Annotated in this window: 22 protein-coding genes; 11 read left to right on the forward strand and 11 right to left on the reverse strand. The window is 63.8% G+C overall.

Annotation, left to right across the window (positions count from 1 at the left end; all coding sequences use genetic code 11):
- Window positions 1–62: 62 nt before the first annotated feature.
- Window positions 63–1658: an ATP-binding protein gene (locus V1294_RS10010; protein WP_334496736.1), complete on the reverse strand. Its 1596-nt coding sequence runs from the start codon at window positions 1656–1658 to the stop codon at window positions 63–65.
- A 163-nt stretch (window positions 1659–1821) separates the two neighbouring features.
- A complete protein-coding gene (locus V1294_RS10015; protein WP_334496738.1) occupies window positions 1822–2370 on the reverse strand; it encodes a cupin domain-containing protein in 549 nt (182 codons plus the stop codon).
- A 153-nt stretch (window positions 2371–2523) separates the two neighbouring features.
- On the opposite strand from V1294_RS10015, the gene V1294_RS10020 reads away from it, so the two are divergent.
- Window positions 2524–3852, forward strand: a complete 1329-nt coding sequence (locus V1294_RS10020) for an aspartate aminotransferase family protein (RefSeq protein WP_334496740.1) — start codon at window positions 2524–2526, stop codon at window positions 3850–3852.
- Between the two features lie 164 nt (window positions 3853–4016).
- Window positions 4017–5282 carry a D-amino acid dehydrogenase gene (locus tag V1294_RS10025; RefSeq protein WP_334496742.1) on the forward strand — a complete coding sequence of 422 codons (1266 nt, stop codon included), beginning with the start codon at window positions 4017–4019 and terminating at the stop codon, window positions 5280–5282.
- Between the two features lie 50 nt (window positions 5283–5332).
- Here V1294_RS10025 and V1294_RS10030 read toward each other — a convergent pair whose 3' ends face one another.
- The 3 genes from V1294_RS10030 to V1294_RS10040 form a co-directional block, all read right to left on the reverse strand.
- Window positions 5333–5614, reverse strand: coding sequence for a hypothetical protein (locus tag V1294_RS10030; protein WP_334496743.1), 282 nt, complete (start codon window positions 5612–5614; stop codon window positions 5333–5335).
- Between the two features lie 243 nt (window positions 5615–5857).
- Window positions 5858–8155, reverse strand: a complete 2298-nt coding sequence (locus V1294_RS10035) for a molybdopterin-dependent oxidoreductase (RefSeq protein ID WP_334496745.1) — start codon at window positions 8153–8155, stop codon at window positions 5858–5860.
- A 20-nt stretch (window positions 8156–8175) separates the two neighbouring features.
- Window positions 8176–8859, reverse strand: a complete 684-nt coding sequence (locus V1294_RS10040; protein ID WP_334496747.1) for a cupin domain-containing protein — start codon at window positions 8857–8859, stop codon at window positions 8176–8178.
- Window positions 8860–9012: 153 nt separating this feature from the next.
- On the opposite strand from V1294_RS10040, the gene V1294_RS10045 reads away from it, so the two are divergent.
- From V1294_RS10045 to V1294_RS10065, 5 genes are all read left to right on the forward strand, one after another.
- Window positions 9013–9780: an ABC transporter substrate-binding protein gene (locus V1294_RS10045; RefSeq protein ID WP_334496749.1), complete on the forward strand. Its 768-nt coding sequence runs from the start codon at window positions 9013–9015 to the stop codon at window positions 9778–9780.
- Entirely contained in the window at window positions 9780–10433 is a 654-nt protein-coding gene (locus V1294_RS10050) for an amino acid ABC transporter permease (protein ID WP_334504578.1), read from the forward strand. Before V1294_RS10045 ends, V1294_RS10050 begins: the two co-directional genes overlap by 1 nt.
- On the forward strand, window positions 10430–11161 hold the full coding sequence (locus V1294_RS10055) for an amino acid ABC transporter ATP-binding protein (protein ID WP_334496752.1): 732 nt from the start codon (window positions 10430–10432) through the stop codon (window positions 11159–11161). Before V1294_RS10050 ends, V1294_RS10055 begins: the two co-directional genes overlap by 4 nt.
- Window positions 11162–11178: 17 nt before the next feature.
- Entirely contained in the window at window positions 11179–12471 is a 1293-nt protein-coding gene (locus tag V1294_RS10060; protein ID WP_334496754.1) for an NAD(P)/FAD-dependent oxidoreductase, read from the forward strand.
- Between the two features lie 111 nt (window positions 12472–12582).
- A complete protein-coding gene (locus V1294_RS10065; RefSeq protein WP_334496756.1) occupies window positions 12583–13779 on the forward strand; it encodes a DUF1236 domain-containing protein in 1197 nt (398 codons plus the stop codon).
- 84 nt (window positions 13780–13863) lie between these two features.
- On the opposite strand, the gene V1294_RS10070 is transcribed toward V1294_RS10065, so the two are convergent.
- Window positions 13864–15456 (reverse strand): gamma-glutamyltransferase family protein, encoded by a 1593-nt coding sequence (locus V1294_RS10070; RefSeq protein ID WP_334504580.1) that lies wholly within the window; start codon window positions 15454–15456, stop codon window positions 13864–13866.
- Window positions 15457–15654: 198 nt separating this feature from the next.
- On the opposite strand from V1294_RS10070, the gene V1294_RS10075 reads away from it, so the two are divergent.
- Both V1294_RS10075 and V1294_RS10080 read left to right on the forward strand, forming a co-directional pair.
- On the forward strand, window positions 15655–16386 hold the full coding sequence (locus V1294_RS10075; protein WP_334496758.1) for a gamma-glutamylcyclotransferase: 732 nt from the start codon (window positions 15655–15657) through the stop codon (window positions 16384–16386).
- 160 nt (window positions 16387–16546) lie between these two features.
- The gene (locus tag V1294_RS10080) at window positions 16547–18211 is read left to right on the forward strand and encodes a flavin-containing monooxygenase (RefSeq protein WP_334496759.1); all 1665 of its coding nucleotides are present in this window, start codon (window positions 16547–16549) and stop codon (window positions 18209–18211) included.
- Window positions 18212–18245: 34 nt separating this feature from the next.
- Here the strand turns inward: V1294_RS10080 and V1294_RS10085 are convergent, their stop codons facing one another.
- The 3 genes from V1294_RS10085 to V1294_RS10095 form a co-directional block, all read right to left on the reverse strand.
- Window positions 18246–19097: a phytanoyl-CoA dioxygenase family protein gene (locus tag V1294_RS10085; protein ID WP_334496761.1), complete on the reverse strand. Its 852-nt coding sequence runs from the start codon at window positions 19095–19097 to the stop codon at window positions 18246–18248.
- An 82-nt stretch (window positions 19098–19179) separates the two neighbouring features.
- Complete coding sequence (locus V1294_RS10090; RefSeq protein WP_334496762.1) at window positions 19180–19680, reverse strand: L-2-amino-thiazoline-4-carboxylic acid hydrolase; 501 nt, start codon at window positions 19678–19680, stop codon at window positions 19180–19182.
- A gap of 195 nt (window positions 19681–19875) precedes the next feature.
- Complete coding sequence (locus V1294_RS10095) at window positions 19876–20259, reverse strand: nuclear transport factor 2 family protein (protein WP_334496764.1); 384 nt, start codon at window positions 20257–20259, stop codon at window positions 19876–19878.
- A gap of 184 nt (window positions 20260–20443) precedes the next feature.
- On the opposite strand from V1294_RS10095, the gene V1294_RS10100 reads away from it, so the two are divergent.
- Window positions 20444–20830: a TfoX/Sxy family protein gene (locus V1294_RS10100; protein WP_334496766.1), complete on the forward strand. Its 387-nt coding sequence runs from the start codon at window positions 20444–20446 to the stop codon at window positions 20828–20830.
- Between the two features lie 55 nt (window positions 20831–20885).
- On the opposite strand, the gene V1294_RS10105 is transcribed toward V1294_RS10100, so the two are convergent.
- Both V1294_RS10105 and V1294_RS10110 read right to left on the reverse strand, forming a co-directional pair.
- Window positions 20886–23564: a flavin-containing monooxygenase gene (locus V1294_RS10105; protein WP_334496768.1), complete on the reverse strand. Its 2679-nt coding sequence runs from the start codon at window positions 23562–23564 to the stop codon at window positions 20886–20888.
- 290 nt (window positions 23565–23854) lie between these two features.
- A complete protein-coding gene (locus tag V1294_RS10110) occupies window positions 23855–24799 on the reverse strand; it encodes a LysR family transcriptional regulator (protein ID WP_334496770.1) in 945 nt (314 codons plus the stop codon).
- 216 nt (window positions 24800–25015) lie between these two features.
- Between V1294_RS10110 and V1294_RS10115 the strand changes: the two genes are divergently transcribed.
- Window positions 25016–25993: a Bug family tripartite tricarboxylate transporter substrate binding protein gene (locus tag V1294_RS10115; RefSeq protein ID WP_334496772.1), complete on the forward strand. Its 978-nt coding sequence runs from the start codon at window positions 25016–25018 to the stop codon at window positions 25991–25993.
- Window positions 25994–25995 lie beyond the last annotated feature (2 nt).

Here is a 25995-nt window from a genome sequence, read left to right on the forward strand (position 1 = left end):
TCGAAGGCAGCGCTTGCTGCCGGGTCAGGTCATGGCTGCTTCGTGACTCTATCCAGGAGAACTCACGCTGCCAGCGCGGTCAGAAGCATCCGCGCGAGGTCGGCACTGACGTAAGGCTTCGGCAGCAGCAGCACACCGGCCTCGAGACGGCCATGATGGATGAGGGCATTCTCGGCATAACCGGAGGTATAAAGCACTTTAAGCTCCGGCCGCCTTTTGACGGCCTCGGTCGCGAGCTGGCGGCCATTCACTCCCCTGGGGAGCATGACGTCGGTGAACAGCAGGTCGATGCGTTCCGGTCCATCGATGATGGCCAGCGCCTCGGCCGCATTGCCTGCGGCGAGCGTGTGGAATCCGAAACGGGTGATTTGCGCCAGAACGTATTCGCGGACCAGCGGGTCGTCCTCGACAATCAGGATCGTCTGGTCGCCATGTTCTCCTGCATATCCGCCCGTCTCACCGGCGGGCTCCTCCGGGCCGCCGCCCGTGGCCTGCGGCAGGTAAAGCTTCACGGTCGTGCCGTGACCCTCTTCGCTGTAGATCTTGATATGTCCATTCGACTGTCTGGCGAAGCCGTACACCATGCTGAGGCCGAGCCCCGAGCCCTTGCCGGCTTCCTTGGTGGTAAAGAACGGCTCAAACACCTTTTCGAGCAGGTTGCCCGGAATTCCTTCCCCGGTGTCGCTCACGGCAATCATGACGTAGTCGCCAGGTCTGACTTCGCTGTTCAGGCGAGCGTAGTTCTCATCGAGCGCCACGTTCTTGGTTTCCAACGTCAGCTTGCCGCCGTTAGGCATGGCGTCCCGCGCATTAAGGGCGAGGTTCAGGATTGCGGTCGAGAGCTGACTGGGATCGATCAGAGCCGGCGCGGAATCGTGCGCCAGCATCGATTCAATTTCGATGTGCTCGCCGAGGGTCGGCCGCAGCAGCTGCGCTGAATCGATGATCAACGCGTTGACGTCGGTATTGCGCGGCTGCAGCGGCTGTCGACGGGAGAAGGCCAACAAGTGCTTCGTCAGCTCAGCGCCCCTTGTCGCGGCTCCGTTGATCAGATCGGTGATCTGGGCAAGATGCGGACGATCCTTGACGGCATCGCTCAGGATTTCGATGGTTCCGGTGATAACAGTCAGAATGTTGTTGAAGTCGTGCGCGACGCCACCGGTGAGCTGGCCGATGGCTTCCATCTTCTGCGCTTGCCGGACCTTGGATTCGGTAGCCTCTTTCTCCTCAAAACGTTTGACCATGGCCTCGGCCTCGCGGCGCTGCCTGACCTCCTCCTCAAGCGCGGCATTGGCATTGGCAAGCTGAATGCGCGTCGGCAGCACCAGGATCCGCGGCAGCAGCAGCAGGAGTGCTGCCGTGATCGGGACCGAGATCAGGGTCAGGAAAGCTTTCGCCACGGCCTCGATTTCATAGGCCGGCACCCATACGGTGTAGATCGACAGCAGACGGGTCACTCCGCAGACCGCGACGAAGATCGCGAATATCAGGAATACGCCCCAGAACATCAGCTCACGGTGGCGTCGCCACACGAAGAACGCGAGAACGAACGCCGTCGTAAAGAAGGCGACGGCGACCATCGCGTCGGAAACGACATTCAGCCAGATCAATTCCGGCTTCCACAGCAGGCACGCGCCATGCTCGGTGAGCTTCGACATGCGAAAAAGCTCCAACAAGCGGCTGCATGCGTGCAGCCGCACGCTTCCGATCTCTCCGTCGGATGACGGAAACTATTCAGCTTTTTTGCCCCCCACGCAAGCGCAGCGCTGGATCGTGACCATCACCGCGCTACAGTGGATTTATTGAAAATGCCCTCGCTGCTCAAAACGTCGGCGGCGTGCAGGCCGAGATCACTTCGCACGCCTTGCCCCCGACGCAGCGAAACCGATGCGGGCGGCGGCTCTCGAAATAATAGGCGTCGCCGGGATCGAGGATACGGCGTTCGTCGTCGACGGTCACTTCGAGCCGGCCCGAGACCACGATGCCGCCTTCCTCGCCGTCATGGGTCAGCGGCACCCGGCCGGTGTCGCTGCCCGGCTCGTAGCGTTCTTTCAGGATTTGCAAGCTTCGGCCGAACAGATTGTCACCGACCTGGCGGAAGGAGATCGGCTTCTTGCCGATCTCGGTTAGTTCGTCGGAGCGGTAGAACGCCTTGCGCGGCCGCTCCGGCTCGATCGCGAAGAATTCGGCGAGCCCCATCGGCAGCCCGTCGAGGATGCGCTTGAGCGCACCGACGGAGGGGTTCATCTGGTTCGATTCGATCAGCGAGATCGTCGAATTGGTCACGCCGGAGCGTTTTGCGAGCTCGCGCTGCGACAGCTTGTGACGGGCGCGAACGAAGCGGAGTCGCCCACCGATATCGACGCTCATCGAAAATCCCTGTTGCAAGTGTTTCGGATCGAACAAATATGCCCTAGCCGGGCCAGTAAAATCAATGGGTTGCAGGAGTGAAGAAAAGGACTTGTTGTGCCTTCCCGAGCGTGGCCCGGTGGTACCTTGAGCTGCCAGCACAGGAGCTACGCCGTGACCCTTCATCAGAAGCCGAACACCCTGCAAACCGATTCGTTCTGGATGCCGTTCACGGCCAACCGGCAGTTCAAGAAAGCGCCGCGGCTGTTCGCTTCCGCCGAGGGCATGCACTACACGACGGTCGACGGCCGCAAGGTGATCGACGGCTCGGCCGGCCTCTGGTGCGTCAATGCCGGCCATGGCCGCCGCCAGATCGCCGCCGCCGTCGAGCGGCAGTTGATGAACCTCGACTTCGCGCCCTCGTTCAACATGGGCCATCCGCTGGCGTTCGATTTCGCCGAGCGGCTGGCCGAGATCGCGCCCAAAGGTCTCGATCGCATCTTCTTCACCAATTCGGGCTCGGAGTCGGTCGACACTGCGCTGAAGATCGCGCTCGCCTATCAGCGCGCCATCGGACAGGGGACGCGGACGCGCCTGATCGGTCGCGAGCGCGGCTATCACGGCGTCGGCTTCGGCGGCATGTCGGTCGGCGGCATGGTGGCGAACCGCCGTGCGTTTGCGACCCATCTGCCCGGCGTCGACCACATCCGTCACACCCATGATCTCGCCCGCAACGCCTTTGCAAAGGATCAGCCTGATCACGGCGCCGAACTCGCCGACGATGTTGAGCGGATGGTGGCGCTGCATGGCGCTGACACGATCGCCGCCGTCATTGTCGAACCGGTGCCGGGTTCGACCGCGGTGCTGCCGCCGCCGAAGGGCTATCTGCAGCGGCTGCGCGAGCTCTGCACCAAGCACGGCATCCTCTTGATCTTCGACGAGGTCATCACCGGCTTCGGCCGCCTCGGCGCGCCGTTCGCGGCGGATTATTTCGGCGTCACGCCTGATATGATGACGACGGCTAAGGGCATCACCAACGGCACCGTGCCCTGCGGCGCGGTTTTCGCCAGCCGCAAGATCCATGACGCGCTGATGAACGGCCCCGAGGGCACGATCGAGCTGTTCCACGGCTACACTTATTCCGCGCATCCGGTTGCCTGCGCGGCGGGCCTTGCGACGCTTGACATCTACAAGGACGAGGGGCTGCTCACGCGTGGAGCGTCACTGGCTGAATATTGGCGCGATGCGCTGCATTCGCTCAAGGGCCTGCCGAACGTCATCGACATCCGCAATGTCGGCCTGATGGGCGCAATCGAGCTGTCGCCGCGCGGCGACGGCGTCGGGGCACGCGGTTATGACGTGATGGTGGATTGCTTCAATCGCGGGCTTTATTTCCGCATGAGCGGCGACTCCTTCGCGATGTCGCCGCCGCTGATCGTCGAGAAAAGCCATATCGACGACATGGTTTCGATCCTCGGCGACGCCATCAAGCGCGTGGCCTGATCCTTGCTCGCAAGGAAGGCATAGCGTTTTCAAGCGAAGTGGACCCCCGGTTCGCGTGAAGAAAACGCGTCAAGATAAAAACCTGGAGCACGGTTCCGATTCAATCGGAGCCGGGCTTCAGAGCGGCCGCGGCGCGAACGCCGCGGCGAATTGCGTGAGGGATCGTGAAAGTCATCGTTCTCGGCAGTGGCGTCATCGGCGTCACGACAGCCTATTATCTGGCACGCGCCGGCCATGAGGTAACGGTCGTCGACCGCCAGTCCGAGCCCGCGCAGGAAACCTCTTTCGCCAATGCCGGCGAAGTCTCGCCCGGCTATTCCTCGCCCTGGGCCGGCCCCGGCGTGCCGGTGAAAGCCATCAAATGGCTGTTGATGCGGCACGGGCCGCTTGTGATCTGGCCCAAGCTCGATCCCGTGATGTGGATCTGGGGCATGAAGATGCTGCGCAACTGCACGGCAGAGCGCTACGCCGTCAACAAGCGTCGGATGATCCCGATCGCCGAATACAGCCGCGATTCCTTGCGCGCGCTGCGCGCCGAGATCGGTATCAAATATGACGAGCGCAGCCGCGGCACGCTGCAGCTTTTCCGCAAGCAGAAGCAGCTCGACAGTACCGGCGGCGATATCGCGGTGCTCAAGCAATATGGTGTCCCTTACGAGGTGCTCGATCGCGAAGGCTGCATCGGTGCGGAGCCGGCGCTGGCGGCGGTGAAGGAAAGATTCGTCGGCGGACTGCGGCTGCCGCAGGACGAGACCGGCGATTGCCATATGTTTACGCAGGCGCTCGCCAAGGAAGCAGCAAAGCTCGGCGTGCAGTTCAGGTTCAATACCAGCATCGATCGCGTGGTCGCGGACGGCGACAGGATCACGGGCGTCGTCACCAGCGTCGGGCTGTTGCAGGCCGATGCCTACGTCGCGGCACTCGGCAGCTGGACGCCGCGGTTGCTCAAGCCCATCGGTATTCCGGTTCCTGTCTATCCCGTGAAGGGCTATTCGATCACGGTCCCGGTCATCGATGACGACGGCGCGCCTGTATCCACCGTGATGGACGAAAGCTACAAGGTCGCAATCACGCGGCTCGGCGACCGCATCCGCGTCGGCGGCACCGCGGAAATCTCAGGCTATTCGAACCGGCTCGATGCGGCGCGGCGCGCGACGCTCGATCATTCCCTCACCGAGATGTTTCCACGCGGCGGGGACTTGCGCAAAGCCAGCTTCTGGAGCGGTCTGCGCCCGATGACGCCGGACGGGCCGCCGGTCATCGGCGCCACGCGCTACAGCAATCTGCATCTCAACACCGGCCACGGCACGCTTGGCTGGACCATGGCCTGTGGCTCGGGGAGGGTGCTGGCGGACCTGATGTCGGGGCGGAAGCCTGAGATCGACGTGAGCGAACTCACGGTGAGCCGCTACGATCACCGGTTTGGGTGAGGGGCGGACGAGCACAACTGGCAGGAGGCGCGGGACGCGCGGAGTTTCACTCAATGCAGTGCCTGTTCGCGGGCGCTTAGCGCCGTCTTCATCAGCTTCGGTAAGGTCCTGGCGTAGACCTCAATGAATGTGGCGTCGCCATTGGAGCGAGGGGCGCGCGCGGCCTGCGCGGCGATACGTGCGGCCTTGGCTTCGCACTTCGCGAACAGGTGCCAGAACCATTCCGGCTCTTCGTCCATTGGCTCCTTGTGCAGCTTGATGACGGCGGCGCCTACTGCCGCCATGGCATTTACGGCGCCCGCGCTCATGGTGCTTAAGGCCGCCGAGCTCATGATATCTTCTCTGGTCTCGGCGGCTGCGGCTCGTGCTTTCCCGTGTTTCCCTCGGTTCGGCATGCTCAGCTCCTGACGTATCCATACGAACTCCCGGGAAGCGTAGACCTCGGGTGTTGACGGCGTCTGAATCGACAGTCCTAAGTTCGGATTTTCGATTTCATTCGGGTATGTCTAAATTCTTTCACGATGTTCCCTGGTGGGCGGGACAGTCGGTATGCGGGTGTCGTCGTTGCCTCTGCATCAATCCTGTTCGGGAGGATCAAAGGCGTGGATGGCAGGCAGCGCTCCCGTATATTTCTCGCACTCGACCACCGTCACCTGACCGCAGCAGCCTTGCGCGAGCCGCGATGTGCCGATGTCGCGGGTGAGCACGTTCGGATTGCCGTGGACGCAGAGCGGATGTTCGGCCGCACCTGGCTCCGGATCGTACCAGGCGCCGGTGGACAATTGCACCACGCCGGGCATGACGTCGTCTGTAATAGCGGCGGCAGCCAGGCAGGCGCCCCGATCATTGAACAGGCGGACGATGTCGCCGTCGGCGATACCGCGGCGCGCCGCATCAACGGGGTTGAGACGGACGGGTTCGCGGCCGGCAATTTTCTTCGACTGGCTGTAGGCGCCGAAGTCGAGCTGGCTGTGCAGCCTCGTCGCCGGCTGGTTGGCGATCAGCGTCAACGGGTGGCGCGAATCCGGCGGTTCGGTCGAGGGCAGCCAGGCCGGGTGGGGAGGGCAATCGTCGTAACCGAAGCCCGCGATGGCTTTCGAATAGATCTCGATCTTGCCGCTTGGCGTCGGCAGCTTGTTGTTGAGGGGATCGTTGCGGAAGGCGCGCAGAAAACCGCCGTCATCGGGGGCCGACGGCAGCGCGAGTTCGCCGCGCCGCCAGAACGCGTCGAAGTCAGGCGCATCGCAGCCGGCCTCGGCAAGCGCCTTCCGCGTCGGCTCGTAAAGGTGCGCCAGCCATTGCCTGGTGTCGCGTCCTTCGGTGAAGGCCTGTTCAACGCCTAATCGCAGCGACAGCGCGGCAAAAATATCGAAATCGTCGCGCGCTTCGCCGACCGGGTCCATGGCCCTGCGCATTGCGATCAGCCTTGGATCGGTGCCCGCGGCGCCGATGTCGTCGCGCTCCAGCGTCATCGTCGCCGGCAATACGATGTCGGCAAATTTCGCCATCGGCGTCCAGGCGCTCTCGTGCACGACGATGGTTTGCGGAACATTGAAGGCGCGCCGCAGCCGGTTGATGTCCTGGTGATGATGGAAAGGGTTGCCGCCCGCCCAATAGACCAGTTTGATGTCGGGATACCGCATCGACCGGCCGTTATACTCGAACGGCTTTCCCGGATTAAGCAGCATGTCGGCGACGCGCGCGACCGGGATGAATTCACTGACGCTATTGTTGCCTTGCGACAGCGTCGGAATCGAAACCGCGTTGAAGCGGCGGCCGGTGTGGCCGAGCGCACCGAGCGCGTAATTATATCCGCCGCCGGGCAGGCCGATCTGGCCGAGTATGGCCGCAAGCACCGCGCCCATCCACACCGGCTGCTCGCCATATTGCGCCCGCTGCAGCGAATGCGAGACCGTGATCAGAGTGCGCCCGCGCGGCAGCCGGCGGGCGAGGTCTACGATGGTGGCGGCGGGAATGCCGGTGATACCGGCCGCCCATGCCGCGTCCTTTGGCGTATTGTCGTCGCGGCCGAGCAGATAGCGTTCGAAGATTTCGAAGCCGGTGCAATAGCGCGCGACAAAGGTGCTGTCCCACAGGTTTTCGACGAGCAGCGTGTGCGCGAGCGCCAGCATCAGCGCCACGTCGGTGCCGACCTTGATCGGCAGCCACCGGGCGCCGGCTGCTTCCGGCAGGTCATCGCGCAACGGCGCGATGCCGTAGAACACCGCGCCGCGGCGCGCGGCCTTTTGCATCGCGTCGCGCTCGATGTGGCGGCTGATGCCGCCGCTGGCGACGTCCGAGTTCTTCAGCGCCATGCCGCCGAAGGCCAGCACCGTATCGGTATGCTCGGCGACCTGATCCCACGTTACGTTTCGGCGCGAGACGTCTTCGTAGCCGCCAAGGACATGAGGCAGGATCACGGCCGAGGCGCCGGCGCTATAGCTGTTCACCGAACGCACATAGCCGCCGAATGCCATGTTCAGGAAGCGATGAACCTGGCTCTGCGCGTGGTGGAAACGTCCTGCGCTGGACCAGCCATAGGAGCCGCCGTAGACCGCGGCGGCGCCATATTCGGTTCGGACCCGCGATAATTCATTCGCAAGCAAATCGAGAACTTCGTCCCAGGGGCAGGCGACGAATTTCTGGTCGAACGTGCGCTCGCTGCGTGCGCTCCGGTCCAGCCATGCCTTGCGCACCATCGGCCGCAGGATGCGGGCCTTGTGGCGCATCGCGGTGGTGAAGTTCTGTAAAATCGAGGACGGCGCAGGATCCTCCTCGTAAGGCCTGATATCCAGCGTCGCGCCGTTCCATCGCGCGGAAAATGCGCCCCAATGTGCGCTGTGCGGGCTCCAATCCTCCCAGGCTTGATCCATTCGTTGTTCCAGACCGTCGCTCATGACGCCGCCGTTATGCAGTTCACCCACAACACGACCGCTTTCGCATCTTCCGCCGGATTTGAAAAGCGGTGAGGGCGGCGGCTAGCGAAGCGAAAACTGTCCCCTCGCTTGAGGGACCAGGTCTCGGCATCCACGGTCAGCGTCATCTCGCCTTCCAGCACCAGGCCGGCCTCTTCGCCGTCATGGGTGTAGAGTTCGTCGCCGGTGTTGCCGCCGGGCTCCAGGTGCACGAGAAACAGGTTGAGGCGGTTTTCCGTTCCGGCCGGGCTCAGCAATTGTTTCGATATGCCGGTGCGCCACAATTTCAGTTCGGCGCGCTGCAACTGGCGCGTCACCACGCCGCCTGAAGCCGCATCGTCGCTGGGCCGCGAGCCGAACAGCGCGGCGATGCCGACGCCGAGCACGTCGGCAAGCGTTGCGAGCACGCGCAGCGAAGGCGACGACAGGCCGCGCTCGATCTGGCTGAGGAAGCCGATCGACAGATCGGTGCGCGCGGCGATCGTCTCCAGCGACAGTTTGTGTTCACGGCGCAGGTCGCGAATGCGCCGGCCGACGGCGAGGTCCATCGCCGGTTCGGCCGGTCTGGCCGCAGCCTTCGCCTTCGGCCTGCGCGCCGTCTTTGCCGCGGCCCTTGCCTTGGCCTTGGGCGCCGGCTTCCTAATTCTCTTGCCACCGCTCACGTCAGCCTGCTTCCTTCATGTGCATGAAAATTGCTTGCAATGCCGCGGCAAGTGTGGCCACAATTTCATAATGGTGAAAATAGGCCGGAACGGCGTTTCCCGCAACTCTTTGGTCTGACGCGGGCGGCGGTGTTCGATCCAGGAGGTGGTGCCATGGCTCTCAAACGTCTCGTCCAGGCCGCGATGGCGGCTGTTGTTCTGACCGCCGCGATGCCGGCATCAGCGCAAAAGGTGCTGAAAGTGGGCTCGACGCCGACCGGCGTGCCCTTCACCTTCCTCGACACCAAGACCAACAGCATTCAGGGCATCATGGTCGATCTCATCACCGAGATCGGCAAGGACGCCGGCTTCCAGGTCCAGATCGAGCCGATGCAGTTCTCGACGCTGATCGCCTCGCTCACCTCGAACAAGATCGACATCATCTCGGCGGCGATGTTCGTTACGCCAGCACGCAAGGAAGTGATCGATTTCTCAGAACCGTTCTACAGCTATGGCGAGGGACTTCTGGTGCCGAAGAGCGACACCAGGACCTATGCCAAGCAGGACGACCTGAAGGGCGAGGTGGTCGGTGCACAGGTCGGAACGGCGTTCGTCGATGCGCTGAAGAAGTCCGGACTGTTCAGCGAGGTGAAGGCGTACGACACCATTCCGGATATCCTGCGCGATGTGAACGCCGGACGATTGAAAGCAGGCTTCGCCGATTACCCGATCCTCGCCTACAATTTAAAGCAGGGCGGTTTCCCCGAAGCGCGCATTGTCGAGAGCTACAAGCCTGCGACGATCGGCTCGGTCGGCATCGGCGTGCGTAAGGGCGATACCGAACTGCTCGCCAAGATCAATGCCTCGCTGGCGAAGCTGAAAGCGGACGGCACGGTGGAAAAAATTCTCGATAAATGGGGCCTGAAGGCGCAGGCTTCCTGATGCAGGCCTTTTGGCGCGATACGACCGAGTTCCTGCCGATCCTGATGAGCGGTGTGGCGCTGACGATTATCGTCACGCTGGGATCGCTGGTCTTGTCGACCATGCTCGGCCTTGTCTGGGCGCTGATGCGCGTATCGGGCATCGGCTTTCTCACGGGACTCAGCGCCGGCGTGATCAACGTGATCCGTGGCATCCCGATCATCGTGCTGCTGTTCTATCTCTACTTCGTGATGCCGGAATTCGGCCTGACACTGACGGCGCTGCAGGCGGCGATTCTAGGTCTCGGCATCGCTTACTCGGCCTACCAGGCCGAGAATTTCCGCGCCGGCATCGAAGCCATCGACAAGGGCCAGATCGAGGCGGCGCAGGCGATCGGCATGAGCTGGTGGCTGACCATGCGCCGCGTGGTGTTGCCGCAGGCGGTTAGAATCGTGCTGCCGCCCTATGGCAACGTGATGATCATGATGCTGAAGGATTCGTCCCAGGCCTCGACCATCACGGTCGCCGAACTCGCCTTGCAAGGCAAGCTGATCGCGTCATCCACCTTCAAGAACACCAGCGTGTTCACGCTGGTCGCGCTGATGTATCTCACCATGAGCATCCCGCTTATCCTTCTGGTCCGTCACTTCGAAAAGCGGGCAGGCCAGAAATGATCGAGCTCTCCAACGTCCACAAGAGTTTTGGCAGGGTCGAGGTGCTGAAGGGCATCACGGCGTCGGTCGAGAAGGGCGAGGTGGTCTGCATCATCGGCCCCTCCGGTTCGGGCAAGTCCACCATCCTGCGCTGTATCAACGGACTGGAAAGCTATGACAGCGGCGATATCCTTGTCGAAGGCGCGAAGGTCGATCGCAATGCGCCTTCGATCGTTTCGGTCCGCACCCAGGTCTCGATGGTGTTCCAGCGCTTCAACCTGTTTCCGCACCGGACCGCGCTCGAGAACGTCATCGAGGGCCCCGTTTATGTGAAGAAGGAGCCCCGCGCCGAGGCGCTGGAGCGCGGCCGCGCGCTGCTGGCGCGGGTTGGGCTGGCCGAGAAAGCCGATGTCCACCCGCCGCAACTGTCGGGCGGACAGCAGCAGCGCGTCGCGATCGCGCGGGCGCTCGCGATGCAGCCGAAGGCGATATTATTTGACGAGCCGACCTCGGCGCTCGATCCCGAACTGGTCGGCGATGTGTTGGGCGTGATGCGCAAGCTCGCCGATGACGGCATGACCATGGTCGTCGTCACCCATGAAATGGCATTTGCCAAGGACGTTGCCGACCGCGTGCTGTTCATCGACGGCGGCGTGATCGTCGAGCAGGGGCCGGCGAAGTCAGTCCTCAACCAGCCGCAGCATGCGCGCACGCAGGACTTTCTGCGGCGTGTGCTGCATCCGCTCTAAACTTCGGTCGTTTGTCCATGAACTCGCCTGTCTCGCTGCCACTGCCGCCAAGTCTCTATGCCGATACGGCCGTGGCGCCGCCGCCTGCGCCGCCGCTCGATGCCAACAAGAATGTCCCGGTCGCGATCATCGGCGGCGGTTTTACCGGGCTGTCGACGGCGCTGCACCTGGCCGAGCAGGGCGCGAACGCAATCGTGCTGGAGGCGCAACAGCCGGGCTGGGGCGCATCGGGCAACAATGGCGGCCAGGTCAATCCGGGGCTGAAGCACGACCCTGACCGGATCGAAGCGGATTTCGGCACTGATCTCGGCGGCCGTATGATCGCGTTTTCCTACGGCACTACCAACTACACGTTCGACCTGATCCGCCGCTACCAGATTCCCTGCGAGGCGCGGCAGAACGGCACGCTGCGCGCGGCCTACAATGAAGCAAGCGCGGCGGGAATCGAAAACACCGCAAAACAATGCATCCGCCGCGGCATGCCGGTGACGCTGCTGAACCGCGAACAGATGCGGGAGATGACCGGGACCGACCGCTATCTCTGCGCCATGCTGGACAATCGCGGCGGCGATCTGCATCCGCTGAGCTACGCGCGCGGTCTGGCACGTGCGGCGATCGCGGCGGGCGCTGCCGTCCATGGCGAAACCCCGGCGCTCTCTCTGTCGCGTGAAGGCGCCGGCTGGCGCATTGAGACGCCACGCGGAATCGTGCGCGCCGAAAAGGTGCTGCTGGCGACCAATGGCTTTACGGACGATCTATGGCCGGGCTTGCGCCGCACCATCGTGCCGGTGTTCTCCTCGATCGCCGCCACCGCGCCGCTGTCCGATGCGGTCGCGCGCGAGATCATGCCGACGCGCCCGGTGCTGTACGAGAGCGGCCACATCACGGTCTATTACCGCATCGATGCGCATAATCGCTTGTTGATGGGCGGCCGCGGGCCGATGCGCTGGATCAGCAAGCCAGCCGACGTCGCCTATCTCATCCGCTATGCGGAACGGCTATGGCCGGGCGTGAAGGGCGCGACCTGGACGCACGGCTGGAACAGCCGGCTCGCGATCACGCCCGATCACTATCCCCATGTGCACGAGCCCGCGAAGAACCTCCTGATCTCGCTCGGCTGCAACGGCCGCGGCGTCGCGCTCTCGACCGCGATGGGCGCGCAGCTCGCACGTCGGCTGATCGGCGGCGGAAGCGCAGCACTCGACATGCCGATTACCAGCATCAAGCCGATGGCGCTGCACGCGTTCTGGCCGATCGGCGTCACTGCCGCTGTCGTGGCAGGGCGGGTGCGGGACCGGCTGGGCATGTAGCGGCGCGGCGGCCGCTTCGATCGACTAAAGAGTCATACCACTCGCTTTGGACGGAACCTTCCATCCCCGGCCAGCGTTCGCTTGCGCAGGGCCAAGTTTGAGGAGGTCGGGATGCGCAAGCAGCTATTGTTGTCGACTGGAATTGTTTGCCTGATGCTGGCACCGGGTCTGTCGTATGGGCAGGCCCCAACGGGAAGAAGCGAGGAGCCGAAGCAGATGCAGCCGAGCGGCGCCGGCAAAGGTGCTGCATCGCAAGAACGCGGCGCCGAGCGCGCGCAAGAACGCGCGAAGGGTGGGGAACAGAAGGCTCAAGGCGCGATAGGTCGCGAAGAAAGGGGAACCGGTTCCCGGCAGGCCGGGGAAAAGGGCAAGGCTGCGACGCCCGGGGCGGATCGTCCGACGGCTGCGAGCGACGACAGCAAGCGTGGACGCGGTGAAGACGCAAGGCCAGCAGCGCGCGCGCAGGACTCACGTCAAGGAGGTCGAGAAGGTAAGGACGCCAAGGGCAGCGCCGAGATGAAGCGCGACGGTGCCGGCGGCAAGTCCAGCGTCGAATCCGAGAAGACCAAGGGCGGAACTGCGGCGTCGCAGAAGGAGCGCGAGGGCACGGCCACCACGCAGAAAGAGCCAAGCCGCGATCAGCGAGGCGAAACCTCAAAGGATGCCGCTCAGCAGAGCAAGGACCGGCCGGCCGCCGCGAGCGAAACCACGCGCACACAGACCCAGACCAGCCAGACGCAGAGCCAGCAGTCGGGGATCTCGACCGACAAGCAGGTTCGCATTTCCGAGACGTTGACCCGCGAGCGGCTCGCGCCGCCGCAGCGCAATCTCAATGTCGCGATCCGGGTCGGCGAACGGATTCCGCGGAACGTGCGCGTCCAACGGCTGCCGGCTGCCATCGTCGCGATTGAGCCGGCGTATCGCGGTTATGATTACTTCACGACCGAAGAGGAAATCGTGATCATCGAACCCGGCACGCAGCGGATCGTAAGCCATGTCCCGCGAGATGCGTCGCGCATTCGCGCCGCGGGCGGTGAGACCGGCAGTGGACGTGCGGCCGACGCTATGGCCCAGGCCGGCGGTGCGCCTTGCCGTATCATGCGCCGGGATACCGCGGGCAATATCACCGAAGTCTCGCCCACGACAGTTGGTTCGACCGCACCGCAAGATTCGATCAGCGTCACCGTTCGTGCGCCGGGCGGCGGAGGGGCGACAAACCCGATTGCATTGGGTGCATCCGATGGACAAATCGTGGTCGCAATGCAAGGCGGCGACTGCACCGTAACGATCGAGCCGCAGACGCGATAGTGAAGCGAAACGGCATCATCACGCCGATCATCGTCGAGCAAGAGAAAGTGCGGCACACGTGCCGCATTTTCTTCAGATGCAGCTTCACCCCTCCGCCACCGCCTCGCTCCACGGCTGGAACACCTCGGTCGCGCCGCTGTTGGTGTCGCCGTCGCGCAGCACGATGCTGGGGCAGGCGAATTTCATCGGCAGGGTCTGGATGCGGGCTTCCTCGTAGTCGAAGCGCTCGCGCAACGCTTCGCGTGCGGCCTGCGGCAGGCGAATGTCGCCGATCACGACGGGGCCTTCGCTGGCGTCGATGCGGGGCTGGTGAATCGCCGCGTCGAGATCCATGCCGTAATCCATCACAAAGGACAGCAGTTGGCTCACCGCCGGCAGGATGCGCCGGCCGCCGGACGCGCCGATGGCGGCGCGGCGGCCATCACTGGCCTGCGCCAGCACCGGTGTGTAATTGGTCAGGCAGCGCTTGCCGGGCGCCAGTGAGTTCGGCGCGCCCGGGCTCGGGTCGAACCACATGATGCCGTTGTTCATGGTGATGCCGGTCTGGCTGGATACGAATTTGGAGCCGAAGGACGACAGCAGCGTCTGTGTCACCGCGGCCATGTTGCCGTCGCGATCGACCGCCGAGAAATGCGTGGTGCAGGCCGGCGCCAGCGCTTCCGCGCCGAGCGAACGCCTGCCGTCTTCATCGCCCATGTCCTTCAGCCGCTCGCGATAAGCCGCCTGCAGCGCCGAGGCATAGGTGACATAGGCCGCCGCATCCGGTCCGCCGCGCGCGGGCTTGAGATCGTTCTGCAACAGACCGAGCGTGCGCGAAAGCGTTGGGCCTGCGGTGAGTTCTGGTGTCGCGAACACTTTGCCGCCGCGATAGGGGATCGCCAGTGGCTCACGCAGATGCGCGCGGAACGGCTTGAGGTCTTCGACCGACAGCGCGCCGCCGGCGGCCTGGATGTCGGCAGCAAGGCTGTTCGCCAGATCGCCCTCGTAGAAGTCGCGCGGGCCGGCGCTGGCGAGTTGCGTCATCGTGGCCTTGAGCCGGTCCTGCGGCATGCGAATTTTGGCCTTGATAGCCCATTGCGGATTCGGCGGCAGACCATCCTGCAGATAGGCGGCGGCGCTGGCGGGATAACGCCGCAGATCCGCAGCCGCGCTCGAAATCATCAGCGTTGTCCACCAGTCGACTGCAAGGCCCGCATCGGCGAGCTTGACGCTCGGCGCCAGCAATTCCTTCCACGGCAGTTTTGCGTGACGGCGGTGCGCTTCCTCCATGCCGGCCACCACGCCGGGCACGGCGATCGAGCCGGGACCATGGATATTGCGGTCGCCTTTTACGCGCGGCCAGGGAAAAATATCGGATGCCGCACCGTCGCCGGTCAGCGGATAATCCGCAAGCCGGAGGCTGACGGGAGCGCGCATGCCGTAGTCGATCACTTCATAGCGGTCTTCCCGCGCCCGGTAGAGCACCATCGCGCCGCCGCCACCGAGCCCGCTCATCCAGGGCTCCAGCACGCCCAGCGCAAAGGTGGTCGCGATGACAGCGTCGACGCAGTCGCCGCCCGCGGCCAGCACCTCGGCGCCGACTTGCGCCGCCCTGCCGGATTGCGCGGCGACGATGCCGCCTTTGGAGGAGACGGCGGGCTTGCGGATCGCTTGCGTGTTGGAAAACTGGTCGCGCATCGGATGGCCTTCGATATCGGGGGGAAGTTTTGCGGGGGGCGGGGTGGGGATGAGCTTCATACACCCTAAAAATCCCGGGCGAGCCATGACAGAATAACATGCAGGGGGACCACATTCGTTCGTCTTCACGGTTGGCGCCGGACGGCCGACAATGGCACATTGCGGAGGATTGTCGCATCACCAAAGGGGCATGCCGGCTTGACCGCGGACGCATTCATTCATTTGCCCGAGCTTCGAACCCGGGTGACGCATCCGGAAAAATCGCGGCTGCGGCTGACGCCCGAGATGTTTGCGATGTGGGAGCAGCGTGTGCGGGAAGCGGGATGGCCCGCTGACTGGCGGCTGTCGGACGAGGTGATCGAGGCGTCGCGGCTTGCGGTGCTCGGCGATCACAGCGCGGGCTGCGACCTCTGGATCTATTGCTACGGCTCGCTGATGTGGGATCCAGGATTTCATTTCGCCGAAGTCCGGCTTGCCGACGTCGAGGGCTATCAGCGCCGCTTCACGCTGAAGATCAATCTCGGCCGGGGATCGCACGACTATCCGGCGCTGATGCTTTCGCTGGAGCCACAGCAAGGTCGTTGTCACGGGCTGGCGTTCCGCATCGCCGCCGCCTCCGTCCAAACAGAGACCGCGATCCTGTGGCGCCGCGAGATGCTGCGCGGCGGCTACGCGCCGGCGATGGTGCCGATGCTCACTCCGCAGGGGCCGATCGAGGCGCTTGCCTTTGTCTCGAACCCTTCGCACCCGAGCTATGTCGGTGAGCTGCCGCTGGCGGAGACCGCGCGCTTGATCGCAAGCGGGAAGGGCATCCTCGGCACCAACAGGGAATACCTCGTGCAACTGGCGATGCAACTCGACGCGCTGGGGATACAGGATCCTTATGTCGAGCAACTCCACGCCGAGATCGGCGCCACGCCGGGTACCTGATACGGTCAAAACGCGAACGCGCCCACTTTCAAACAATCTGAGCGCCGTTTCCGCAACCCAACCCAACCCGGCAGCCTGACGCAAGTGCACGGCACGAATAATTCGGTATAGTCGACCCCGCGCCAAAATCGTCCAAGAAACAACAACGGGGAGGCCGCGCATGACCGGGGACATCAAGCCGCATTACGAGGTCGTCGTCGTTGGCGCGGGCGTGTCGGGCATTTACCAGATCAAGCGGCTGGCCGATCTCGGGGTGGACGCGCTGGTGCTGGATGCCGCTCCCGATCTCGGCGGCACCTGGTACTGGAACCGCTACCCGGGCGCGCGTTTTGATTCCGAGAGCTACACCTACGGCTATTCGTTTTCCAAGGAGCTGCTCAACGAGTGGCACTGGAAGGAGCGGTTTTCGGCGCAGCCGGAGAATCTCCGCTACCTCAACTACGTCACCGACAAGTTCGATCTGCGCAAATATATGCGGTTCAATCTTAAGGTGGAGGCGGCGGCCTTCGACGAGGCAAATCATCTGTGGCAGCTCAGGCTCGACGACGGCTTTGAGCTGACCTGCCGGTTCGTCGTTCTTGCGGTCGGGTTGCTGGCGATACCGACGCTGCCGCGGCTGGAAGGCATGGAGACGTTCAAGGGGCGCTCGTTCCACACTTTTTATTGGCCGCATGAGCCGGTCGAACTGGCCGGCAAGAAGGTCGGCATCATCGGCACTGGTGCGACAGCAATCCAGGTGATCGGCGAGATCGCGGACAAGGTCGGCGAGTTGACCGTGTTTCAGCGCCGTCCGAACTGGAGCGCGCCGCTCAACAACAGCCCGCTCTCCGAAGCTGATATGGCCGACATTCGCGCGCGCTACGATGAGATTTTCGCGGCCTGCAAGCGCACGCCCGGCGGGTTCGAGCATGAACCGGATCGGCGCGGCTTCTATGAGGTCACGGCTGAGGAGCGGATCGCGCTGTGGGACAAGCTCTATGACGAGCCCGGCTTCGGCATTTGGCTGAGCAACTTTCGCGAGATTTTTACCGATGAGGTGGCCAACGCCGAGTTTTCCGCCTACATCGCCGGCCGCATCCGCCGACGCGTCAAGGATCCGGCGACGGCGGAGAAACTGATTCCGAAGGATCACGGCTTTGGCGTGCAGCGGGTGCCGCTGGAGACCAATTACTTCGAGGCCTATAACCGCGACAATGTGCACCTCGTCGACATCAGCGAGACCCCGATCGAGCGGGTGACCGAGACCGGCCTGCGCACCGCTGCACGCGACTACGAGCTCGATATTCTCGTCTATTCCACCGGCTTCGATGCCATCACCGGCTCATTCGATGCGATCGACATCACCGGTGTCGGTGGCGTGAAACTGGCCGACCAGTGGCGCGACGGGCCCTCGACCTTTCTCGGCATGATGGCCCATGGTTTTCCGAACCTGTTGATGCCGACCGGCCCGCAGAGCGGCTCGGCCTCGACGAATTTTCCGCGCGGCATCGAGAACGGTGTCGGCTGGTGCATGGGCCTGCTTGAGCACATCTGGCGCCGCGGCTATACGCGGGCGGAGCCAACGGCCGAAGCGCAGGCGCGCTGGACCGCGCATGTGACGAAGATGTACGCCATCATGCTGATGCGCAAAGCCAAGTCATGGTTCACCGGCTACAATTCCAACATCCCCGGCCGTGAACACGGCAAGACGCGATATCTCGTTTATAATGGCGGTACGCCGAAATATGTCGCGGCCATCACCGACGTTGCCGAGAGGGGCTATGAGGGCATCGCGTTCGATGCGGGTGCGCAGGTTTCGGCGAGGTCGGCGACCGCCGCAGAGTAAGGCGCGCGTGGAGGCCCCGGCGCCCTTGCACCACTCAGTACGGCCGCAGCAGGCGCCTGGGGTGAACGCCGTCGACATATCCCATGAACGGCGGATGGATCGAGTAGCCGATCAGCTCGCGGGCGCGCTCCGGCAATTGGCTCGCCACTTCAGCGGGGACGGCGAGCGCCATGTTCTCGAGTTGCCGCACCCAGCCGACGCAATATTGCGGCGTGACGATCAGGCGCGGCCGGTCTGACCGGTTGGCGCCGCCACGGTGCCACAGCGTTCCCTTGGTGATCGCCAGCGATCCCGATGGCATGATTAGCTTGATGGCATCGGCCCTGTTGCCCTCATCGTGATCGGCTGTGTTGGTGAAATGAGCAGGCTGCAGCGCGCCCTCGATATATTGCCCGTCCCACAGATGGCTTCCCGGAATGATTTCGGTGGCGCCGTTCTGCTCGGTCGTGTCGTCGATCGCCCAGAACGTAGAGATGCCGAGCGCGGGACGGGGCCGCGGAATCTTCGCGGCGCCGTCGTCAAAATGCCAGGGCTGCACCGTCTCGCCAGGATGCAGATTGATCGCGAGCATGGCGGACAGCAGGCAGCTCTCGCCGAGTTCGGCTTCGACAAAGGCCATGGCGAGCGGATGGATCGCGACTTCTGCGAAGACCGGCGATTTCGCCAGCAGGGCATAGACCCGGTTGGTCCTGGTGCCTTCGAAATCGTTGCGGCCGAGCAGATCGCGCGCCAGGTGCGGCGCCAGCGCCGCGCGGATTTCAGCGACGCGATCGGGCGCAAGAACGCGTTCGAAGATCAGGTAACCGCTGCGGTCGAACTCTTCCCTTAAGGAGGCGAATGACCGTCCCTTGAGCCAGGGCGATGCTTGCTCCGCTGTCGTTGCCATCGGCGCTCTCCCTTGCGAGCCCGGTCAAGCCGGGCTTCTTGGGGGACATCATACTCGATTGAGAGCGTTTTTCACGAGGCAATTACGTTCGCGGCGCGAACCTGTAGCGGAACGTGCAGCTCGGCGCGCCCTGCATCAGGGTCTGGTCGCGCGTGAGGCCGACGTCGCTGCCGCCGGCCGCGACGATATCGAAATCGGTGGCGCATACCAGCAGCGCGCCGAGCTCCGGTTCGCCGAGCGCGCGAAAGAATTCCGCGAAACGGCAGTGCGTGACGTCGAATTCCAGTGCCTCCTCGTCGTGACGGCGCATCTCCACCGTCACTTCCCGTTCGGTGACTTCGGCCAGCGCGGTGTGCATGGCCGCCCATTTGCGCCGCGCGCTGCCCTGAACGCTTTCGCCCACGGCGGCGAATAGTTGCTTCGACCAGTCGCGCAGCGCGTCCTTTACGATCGCATCGGCCCTTTCCTTGCCCAGTTCAGCGCGCAACGCCCGCAGCACGGGCACCAGGACCTGGGCCTGGATCCGCGTCTTGTTCAGGAGGGACAGGCGCGGATCGACCATGTAGTTGTCGAGTACGTTCATGGCAGGCTCTTTCCATGTCGCGATGTGCGGGCTTCTTCAACCTCGCCCCGCTTGCGGGGAGAGGTCGCCGCGCTCTTGCGTGGCGGGTGAGGGGGTACAGGTCCATCGGCAATCTCATATGCGGAGAGAGGCCCCTCACCCCAACCCTCTCCCCGTAAAGGACGGGGAGAGGGAGTGGAGAGAGCCTGCGGCGGACTATTCGCGCATCTCGGTCATGAAGACTTTTTGCGCGATCTGCCAGCGGCCGTCGATCTTCAATAGCGACAGTTGATCGGTAAAGAAGCGCGGCGGGATCGCGCATTTGAGCTTGACGTAGGCCATCGTCGGACCGACGAGATCGATCGACAGCACCTGATCGTGGCGCGGCAGCCCGCGCTGCTTCGGCGATGGCCTGTTCCGGACGTTGTTCAGCCAGACGTCGCGGGGCGTGATCGCCAGTTCGCCCGCCTCCGAGATGCTGGTCAGCGCGCTGGTCGGATGAAAGGCGCTGGCAATCTTGCCAGCGTCACCCTCGTGGAGCCCGTCGAGGTAGGACTGGATCACGCTTTCGATGGCTTTTGTATCGTCTGTACTGGTCATGAGATCTGAATTTCCGATGCTTTCGTTTTACCGGGAGATCGTGAGCGATCTGGCAGGATAGTGCTGATGTCTCGGCGATAATAAGCGAAATTCATTGAGCGATTGACCTAGAAAATCTATTGCAAGACAGTCTGCCGGGTCCCTGTCATCGGTGGCGGTGAATGAAACGCAAGCGGGATTGAGCATGGTTGCCAGCGAAACCTATGCCGAGTTTCTGCGCGAGCAACTCGCGCCGCTTGGCCGCATCACCCTGCGGCGCATGTTCGGCAAGACCGGCGTGTTTTGCGACGGAGTGATGCTTGGCATGGTGACGGACAACACGCTTTATTTCCGGGTGGATGAAGAGAACCGGGAGACATTCAGGGAAGCCGAGGCGTTTCCGCCGCTCAATTACGCGAAGAAGGGCCAGTTGATAGATCTCGCATTTTGGCGCGTGCCGGAACGGCTGTTCGACGAACCCGATGAACTTGCCATTTGGGCGCGCGCCGCGCTGGCGGCGGCACACCGGGTTGCGGCGAAGCGGCCGGCGCCGAAGCAGCCCAACGCGTCAAGGCAACACAAGCGCGCATGAGCAACCAGAGCTGAGAGATACTCAAATCAGTTGCCAGCCATGCCTGCCTTGCGCGCTACCCCGCGGCAGCATTCACCGCGATCGGCGAGGCATCCTCGCCGCTCGTTTCCAACTGTCGCGGCAATCCCACAAAGCCGCGCAAGGCTTCGGCCATCTTCGCACGGCCGCTGACGCCGGTGATCACCACGTCCACCATCATCAGGGACGTGTGGATGTGGCCGCGCGCCTGCAATTGCTCGACCGGGACACCGGCGGCAGCGAGCGCCTCGGCATATTCGATGCCCTCGTCACGCAGCGGATCGAACTCGCAGGTGGCCACGAACGCCGGAGGCAAGTTCGCCAAATTGCCGCGCAGCGGCGACACGCGGGGATCGGTGCGGTCGGCGGGAGAGCAATAGATGTCCCAGAACCAGAACATCAGCGATCGCGTCAGGAAATAACCGATCGCATTGTCGGTGTAGGACGGACGGTCGAACCTGCAATCGGTGACCGGGCACACCAGCAACTGGCCCGCGATTGGCGGGCCGCCGCGGTCGCGCGCCAACTGACAGGTGACGGCGGCGATGTTGGCGCCGGCGCTCCAGCCCGCGACCAGCAGCGGGCCCGGTTTGCCGCCGAGTTCGGCCGCATGTTCGGCGATCCAGCGCGTTGCCGCATAGCCATCCTCGGCCGCCGCCGGGAAGCGATGCTCGGGCGCGTGGCGGTAACCGACGCTGACGACGATCATTCCGCTGCGGCGGCAGATGTCGCGGCAAAACGGATCGTCGGATTGCTCGTCGCCGAACACCCAGCCGCCGCCGTGGAAATAAACCACGATCGGGTGCGGCCCCGGCGTTGCCGGCCGATAGAGACGGTAGGACAATAGACCATCGGCGCCGTGCAGCACGCCGTCGCCGACCTCGCCGACCGGGCGGCCGGCGGGACGACCCTTGTTGAATTCGGTAACGAAATCGCGCGCGCCTTGCGCGCCAAGTGATTCGATCTGCGGCAGGTTCATCTCCGCCAGCATGCCTAGCACCAGCCGCACGTCCGGCTGCAGGCGAACCACTTCGCCGTCGTTGCATTGCTCGGCAACATTGGGACCGGTGAGCTTGAAGCCCAGCATGCCGCGGCCGACGACTTCGTTGCAGATGCTGCGGTAGGGGCCGACGCCGCCGGTATAGGGCATCACGCCCTGCGCCTTGCCGGGAACGTTGGCGCCCGTGTACCAGGTGTTGGCGAGCCGGTGCAGCGTGATCATCGAGCAGTCGGCCATGTGCCGCGCCCAGCCCGCCTGCGCCGTTTCGGTCGCGTCGATTGTCGTGAAGCCGGCCTCGCGCATCGCGGCCAGCCGCTCGACCACCCAGTCGACGTGCTGCTCGATCGAGACCGCCATGTTCGACAGCACCGACGGGCTGCCCGGGCCCGTGATCAGGAACAGGTTGGGGAAGCCTGAAACCGTGAGCCCGAGATAGGTCTGCGGGCCGTTGGCCCAGACATCCGACAGCGATTTGCCGTCGCGGCCCGTGATCGGATGCACCGCCTTGATGGCGCCGGTCATGGCGTCGAAGCCGGTGGCGAACACGATCACGTCGACGTCGAAATTGCGCTTGTCGGTCGTGATGCCGGTGGCCGTGATCTCAGTGATCGGCTCCTGCCGCAGGTTCACCAGCGTGACGTTGGGGCGGTTGTAGGTGGCGTAGTAGTTGGTATCAAGGCAGGGACGCTTGGCGCCGAACGGATGGTCGTGCGGGGTCAACGCTTCAGCTATCTCCGGGTCCTTGACGATGGTCCGGATTTTCTCGCGGATCAGGTCGGCGAGCAGCGCATTGCCGTCGACGTCGACGCCCTGATCGGCCCAAAGCTGCGTCAGGATGTGGACGAGATCGCCGGTTGCCCAGGCCTGCTCGAACCGCTCGCGGCGCTCGGCATCGCTCAACTGCCAGCTCACCGCCATCTGTTGTGGATAGGGGACGCCCGCAAGCGACCAGCGCGCCTGCTCGCGGTAGCCGGCGCGGTCAGTTTCGAAGTAGGTCTTGCGATCGTCGGGCTGCGGACCGTTATGCGCGGGCAGCGCGAAATTCGGCGTGCGCTGGAACACGGTGAGACGCTCGGCCTGCTCGGCGAGCAGCGGGATCGACTGGATGCCCGATGATCCCGTGCCGATGACGGCGATGCGCTTGCCGGCGAGCTTGACCTCTTCATGCGGCCAGCGGCCGGTGAAATAGATCTCGCCCTTGAAATCCTTGACGCCATCGATCTCCGGCGGTTTTGGCGCGGAGAGGCAGCCGGTCGCCATGATATAGTAGCGGCAGGAAATATCAGCGCCATTGTCGGTGGTGAGACGCCAGCGCTCGGCGGTCTGGTCCCAATTCGCCGCCGTGACCTTGGTGCCGAAACGGATGTCGCGCCGCAGCTCGTATCTGTCGGCGACGAAGCCGAGATAGCGCAGGATTTCGGGTTGCGTTGCGTATTTCTCCGACCATTGCCACGCGCTCTCCAGCTCGGAATCGAACGTGTAGCTGTAGTCGATGGTTTGGATGTCGCAGCGTGCGCCGGGATAGCGGTTCCAGTACCAGGTGCCGCCGACGTCGCCGGCCTCCTCGATCACGACGGCCGAGAAGCCGGCCTTGCGCAGGCGATGCAGGAGATAGAGACCGGCAAATCCGGCGCCAACGACGGCAACATCGACCTGTTGCGTCGTGCCGCTGTTTGCCGATTCAGAAGAACGTGCTGCGACCGCTGCGTCTGGCATGCCACTCCTCCCGTGTGTTTTATATTTTGGGGTAGGCTACTGCCGGGTGTCCGGTTTGTCATCAGGACAAATGCAATCGCTGGATGTTCCTTCGAGATACGATCTGCAGAGGCGTCCGATCCGCGATTTCTCGAATTCTTCGTGTGAAGCAGCGAGTTACCCGTGACGCTCCTGCGCGGGGCATGACAAATCGTAGGATGGGTGGAGCGAAGCGATCCCCATCATTCGTGAGGCGGGCTCGCGTGATGGGTTTCGCTTCGCTCTACCCATCCTACTGGACCGCTCGTTCGCTACACGCGCTTGCGCCGTTCGCTGGTGCGGCGACGCTCGCTTCCTGCGGCCGCCCAGTTCGGACTGAAATCCAGCGTGAAGTCGCGAAAGCTCTCCACTGCCGGCGAGAGCGATGCGCTGTTTCGCACGAACATCGCGATCTTCCATTTGACGGCTGGCTGCAGCAGCGGCAGGAACGTCAGCCCGAAGCCGCGTACCAGCGGCTCCGCCATCGAGGGGCAGATCACGGCGCCTTGTCTGACCCGCAGCATCGACAGCGCGGTGTTTACCCGGTGCACCGGCACCAATTCCTTTGGATGATGCCGGGACGGGACGTTGCTCAACACGTTGATGGCGATGTTGGGCATGTAGTTGAGCAGCGGCCGCTCGCGCAAATCCTTCCAGCTGACCGACTTGGCCTTTGTCAGCGGGTCATCGCTGCGCAACGCCACAAAGAGCGGGTCGGCGCAGATCATGTGCACTTCGACCGATTGGTCCGGAACGACGCCGGCCGGGCCGAAGCCGATGTCGGTAGAGCCGTTCTGCAGGCCGGCCAGCACCTCCTGGATCGGCACGTCGTCGAAGCGGACGTCCACGCCCGGATGGCTGTTGTTGTATCCGGCGATCAGTTTCGGCAGCAGCGTGCATGACAACGTTTCGGGGGCAGCTACACGCACCAGCCCGCGGCGAAGCTCCTTGAGATTGGTCAAATTGTCGAGCGCCTCGTCCAGGTTTGAAAGCACGCGCCGCGCCATCGGCGCGAAGGTCTCGCCCACCGCAGACGCCGAAACTTTTCGCGTCGTGCGGTCCAGCAGGCGGACGCCGACGCGGTTCTCCAGTTCCTTGATCAGGCCCGAGAGCGCCGCCTGCGACAGGTGCATGGCCTTGGCGGCTTCCGAGAAGCTCGCGCTCTCCAGCACGGCCACGTAGGCGCGCAACTGCCGCAGCGTTACATCCATCGCCATGTCGCGCCTCCCGAGTGTCGCCGTTCGGTATTCATAGGCCAGGCTTATCAATCGGTCAAAAAATACACATTGTTCGATAGAAGTCGCCTCTCTATCGTTGGCCTCGACAAGACGAAGGCCCGGCGATCCAGCAATGCGATCGCGCCAAACGCGGCCCGATGAAAACGGGACGGACTAGCCGCCACTCCAGGTGGCTCTTCTTTCCAGGAGGCATTCATGAAAGTCACGCGCCGAACCCTGCTGGGGACCATCGCCGCCGGCTTCACCGCTGGTCCGCACTTTCCTGCGTCCGCCGAGGGCGATTGGCCGTCGCGGGTCGTGCGGCTGGTGTCGCCCTACGGGGCGGGCGGGGCGAGCGACATCTCGTTGCGTATCCTGGCCGAGCAGTTCGGGCGCAGCCTCAACCAGCAGTTCATCGTCGAGAACAAGCCGGGCGCGGGCACCCGCGTCGCCAACGAGCTGGTCTCGCGCGCAACACCGGACGGATACACCTTCCTTTATGCGGCCGCGCCGTTTGCGACGGCTGAAGCCCTGTTCGAGAAACTGAACTACAACCGCAAGGATCTGCAGCCGGTGGCGATGGCCATGATGGCGCCGTTGTTCCTGGTGGTGAACGCGCAGGCCCCCTTCAAGACCCTTCAGGAAATGATCGACTACGGCAGGTCGAAGCCCGAGGGCCTGACCTTCGGTTCGCCGGGCGCAGGCTCGCAGCCTCACCTGGCCGCCGAATTGCTGTTCAGGGATGCCGGCGTCAAGGGTCTCATCGTTCCCTTCCGCGGCGACAACATGGCCTACACGGAGCTGCTCGCGAGCCGTCTTGACGCCACGTTGACCGCGATCAGCACGGCCCTGCCGCACATCCAGAGCGGCGCGTTGCGTGTGCTGGGTGTGGCGTCGGCCGAGCGCAGCCCGATTTACCCCGAGGCTTTCACCCTGGTTGAGCAGGGCCTTTCCAAGGTGATCGCCTCCGGCTGGTACGGCTTCATGGCGCCGGCGGCAACGCCGCAGCCGATCGTCGATCGCTTGCAGGGGGAGGTCATTCGCGTGCTCGCCGATCCCGAGGTGAAGCAGAAACTGCTCGCACAGGGACTGGAAGCGCGCCCCGGCACGGCGGGCGAGTTCGGCAAGTTCATCGACGACGAGACGCGCAAGTGGGGCGAGGTAATCCGCGCGGCAGGCCTCAAGGGAGAGTAAGA

The sequence above is a fragment of the Bradyrhizobium sp. AZCC 1678 genome (assembly GCF_036924765.1).
GTDB lineage: Bacteria > Pseudomonadota > Alphaproteobacteria > Rhizobiales > Xanthobacteraceae > Bradyrhizobium > Bradyrhizobium algeriense.

Excerpts from the sequence above, each read along its gene's own strand:
- V1294_RS10060 (WP_334496754.1), top strand. The coding sequence starts at position 11,179 with ATGAACTCGCCTGTCTCGCTGCCACTGCCGCCAAGTCTCTATGCCGAT.
- V1294_RS10085 (WP_334496761.1), bottom strand. The coding sequence starts at position 19,097 with ATGGCAACGACAGCGGAGCAAGCATCGCCCTGGCTCAAGGGACGGTCA.
- V1294_RS10110 (WP_334496770.1), bottom strand. The coding sequence starts at position 24,799 with ATGGCGATGGATGTAACGCTGCGGCAGTTGCGCGCCTACGTGGCCGTG.
- V1294_RS10070 (WP_334504580.1), bottom strand. The coding sequence starts at position 15,456 with ATGCGCGACCAGTTTTCCAACACGCAAGCGATCCGCAAGCCCGCCGTC.
- V1294_RS10115 (WP_334496772.1), top strand. The coding sequence starts at position 25,016 with ATGAAAGTCACGCGCCGAACCCTGCTGGGGACCATCGCCGCCGGCTTC.
- V1294_RS10095 (WP_334496764.1), bottom strand. The coding sequence starts at position 20,259 with ATGACCAGTACAGACGATACAAAAGCCATCGAAAGCGTGATCCAGTCC.
- V1294_RS10055 (WP_334496752.1), top strand. The coding sequence starts at position 10,430 with ATGATCGAGCTCTCCAACGTCCACAAGAGTTTTGGCAGGGTCGAGGTG.
- V1294_RS10015 (WP_334496738.1), bottom strand. The coding sequence starts at position 2,370 with ATGAGCGTCGATATCGGTGGGCGACTCCGCTTCGTTCGCGCCCGTCAC.
- V1294_RS10105 (WP_334496768.1), bottom strand. The coding sequence starts at position 23,564 with ATGCCAGACGCAGCGGTCGCAGCACGTTCTTCTGAATCGGCAAACAGC.
- V1294_RS10065 (WP_334496756.1), top strand. The coding sequence starts at position 12,583 with ATGCGCAAGCAGCTATTGTTGTCGACTGGAATTGTTTGCCTGATGCTG.
- V1294_RS10045 (WP_334496749.1), top strand. The coding sequence starts at position 9,013 with ATGGCTCTCAAACGTCTCGTCCAGGCCGCGATGGCGGCTGTTGTTCTG.
- V1294_RS10035 (WP_334496745.1), bottom strand. The coding sequence starts at position 8,155 with ATGGATCAAGCCTGGGAGGATTGGAGCCCGCACAGCGCACATTGGGGC.
- V1294_RS10100 (WP_334496766.1), top strand. The coding sequence starts at position 20,444 with ATGGTTGCCAGCGAAACCTATGCCGAGTTTCTGCGCGAGCAACTCGCG.
- V1294_RS10090 (WP_334496762.1), bottom strand. The coding sequence starts at position 19,680 with ATGAACGTACTCGACAACTACATGGTCGATCCGCGCCTGTCCCTCCTG.
- V1294_RS10050 (WP_334504578.1), top strand. The coding sequence starts at position 9,780 with ATGCAGGCCTTTTGGCGCGATACGACCGAGTTCCTGCCGATCCTGATG.
- V1294_RS10030 (WP_334496743.1), bottom strand. The coding sequence starts at position 5,614 with ATGAGCTCGGCGGCCTTAAGCACCATGAGCGCGGGCGCCGTAAATGCC.
- V1294_RS10080 (WP_334496759.1), top strand. The coding sequence starts at position 16,547 with ATGACCGGGGACATCAAGCCGCATTACGAGGTCGTCGTCGTTGGCGCG.
- V1294_RS10010 (WP_334496736.1), bottom strand. The coding sequence starts at position 1,658 with ATGTCGAAGCTCACCGAGCATGGCGCGTGCCTGCTGTGGAAGCCGGAA.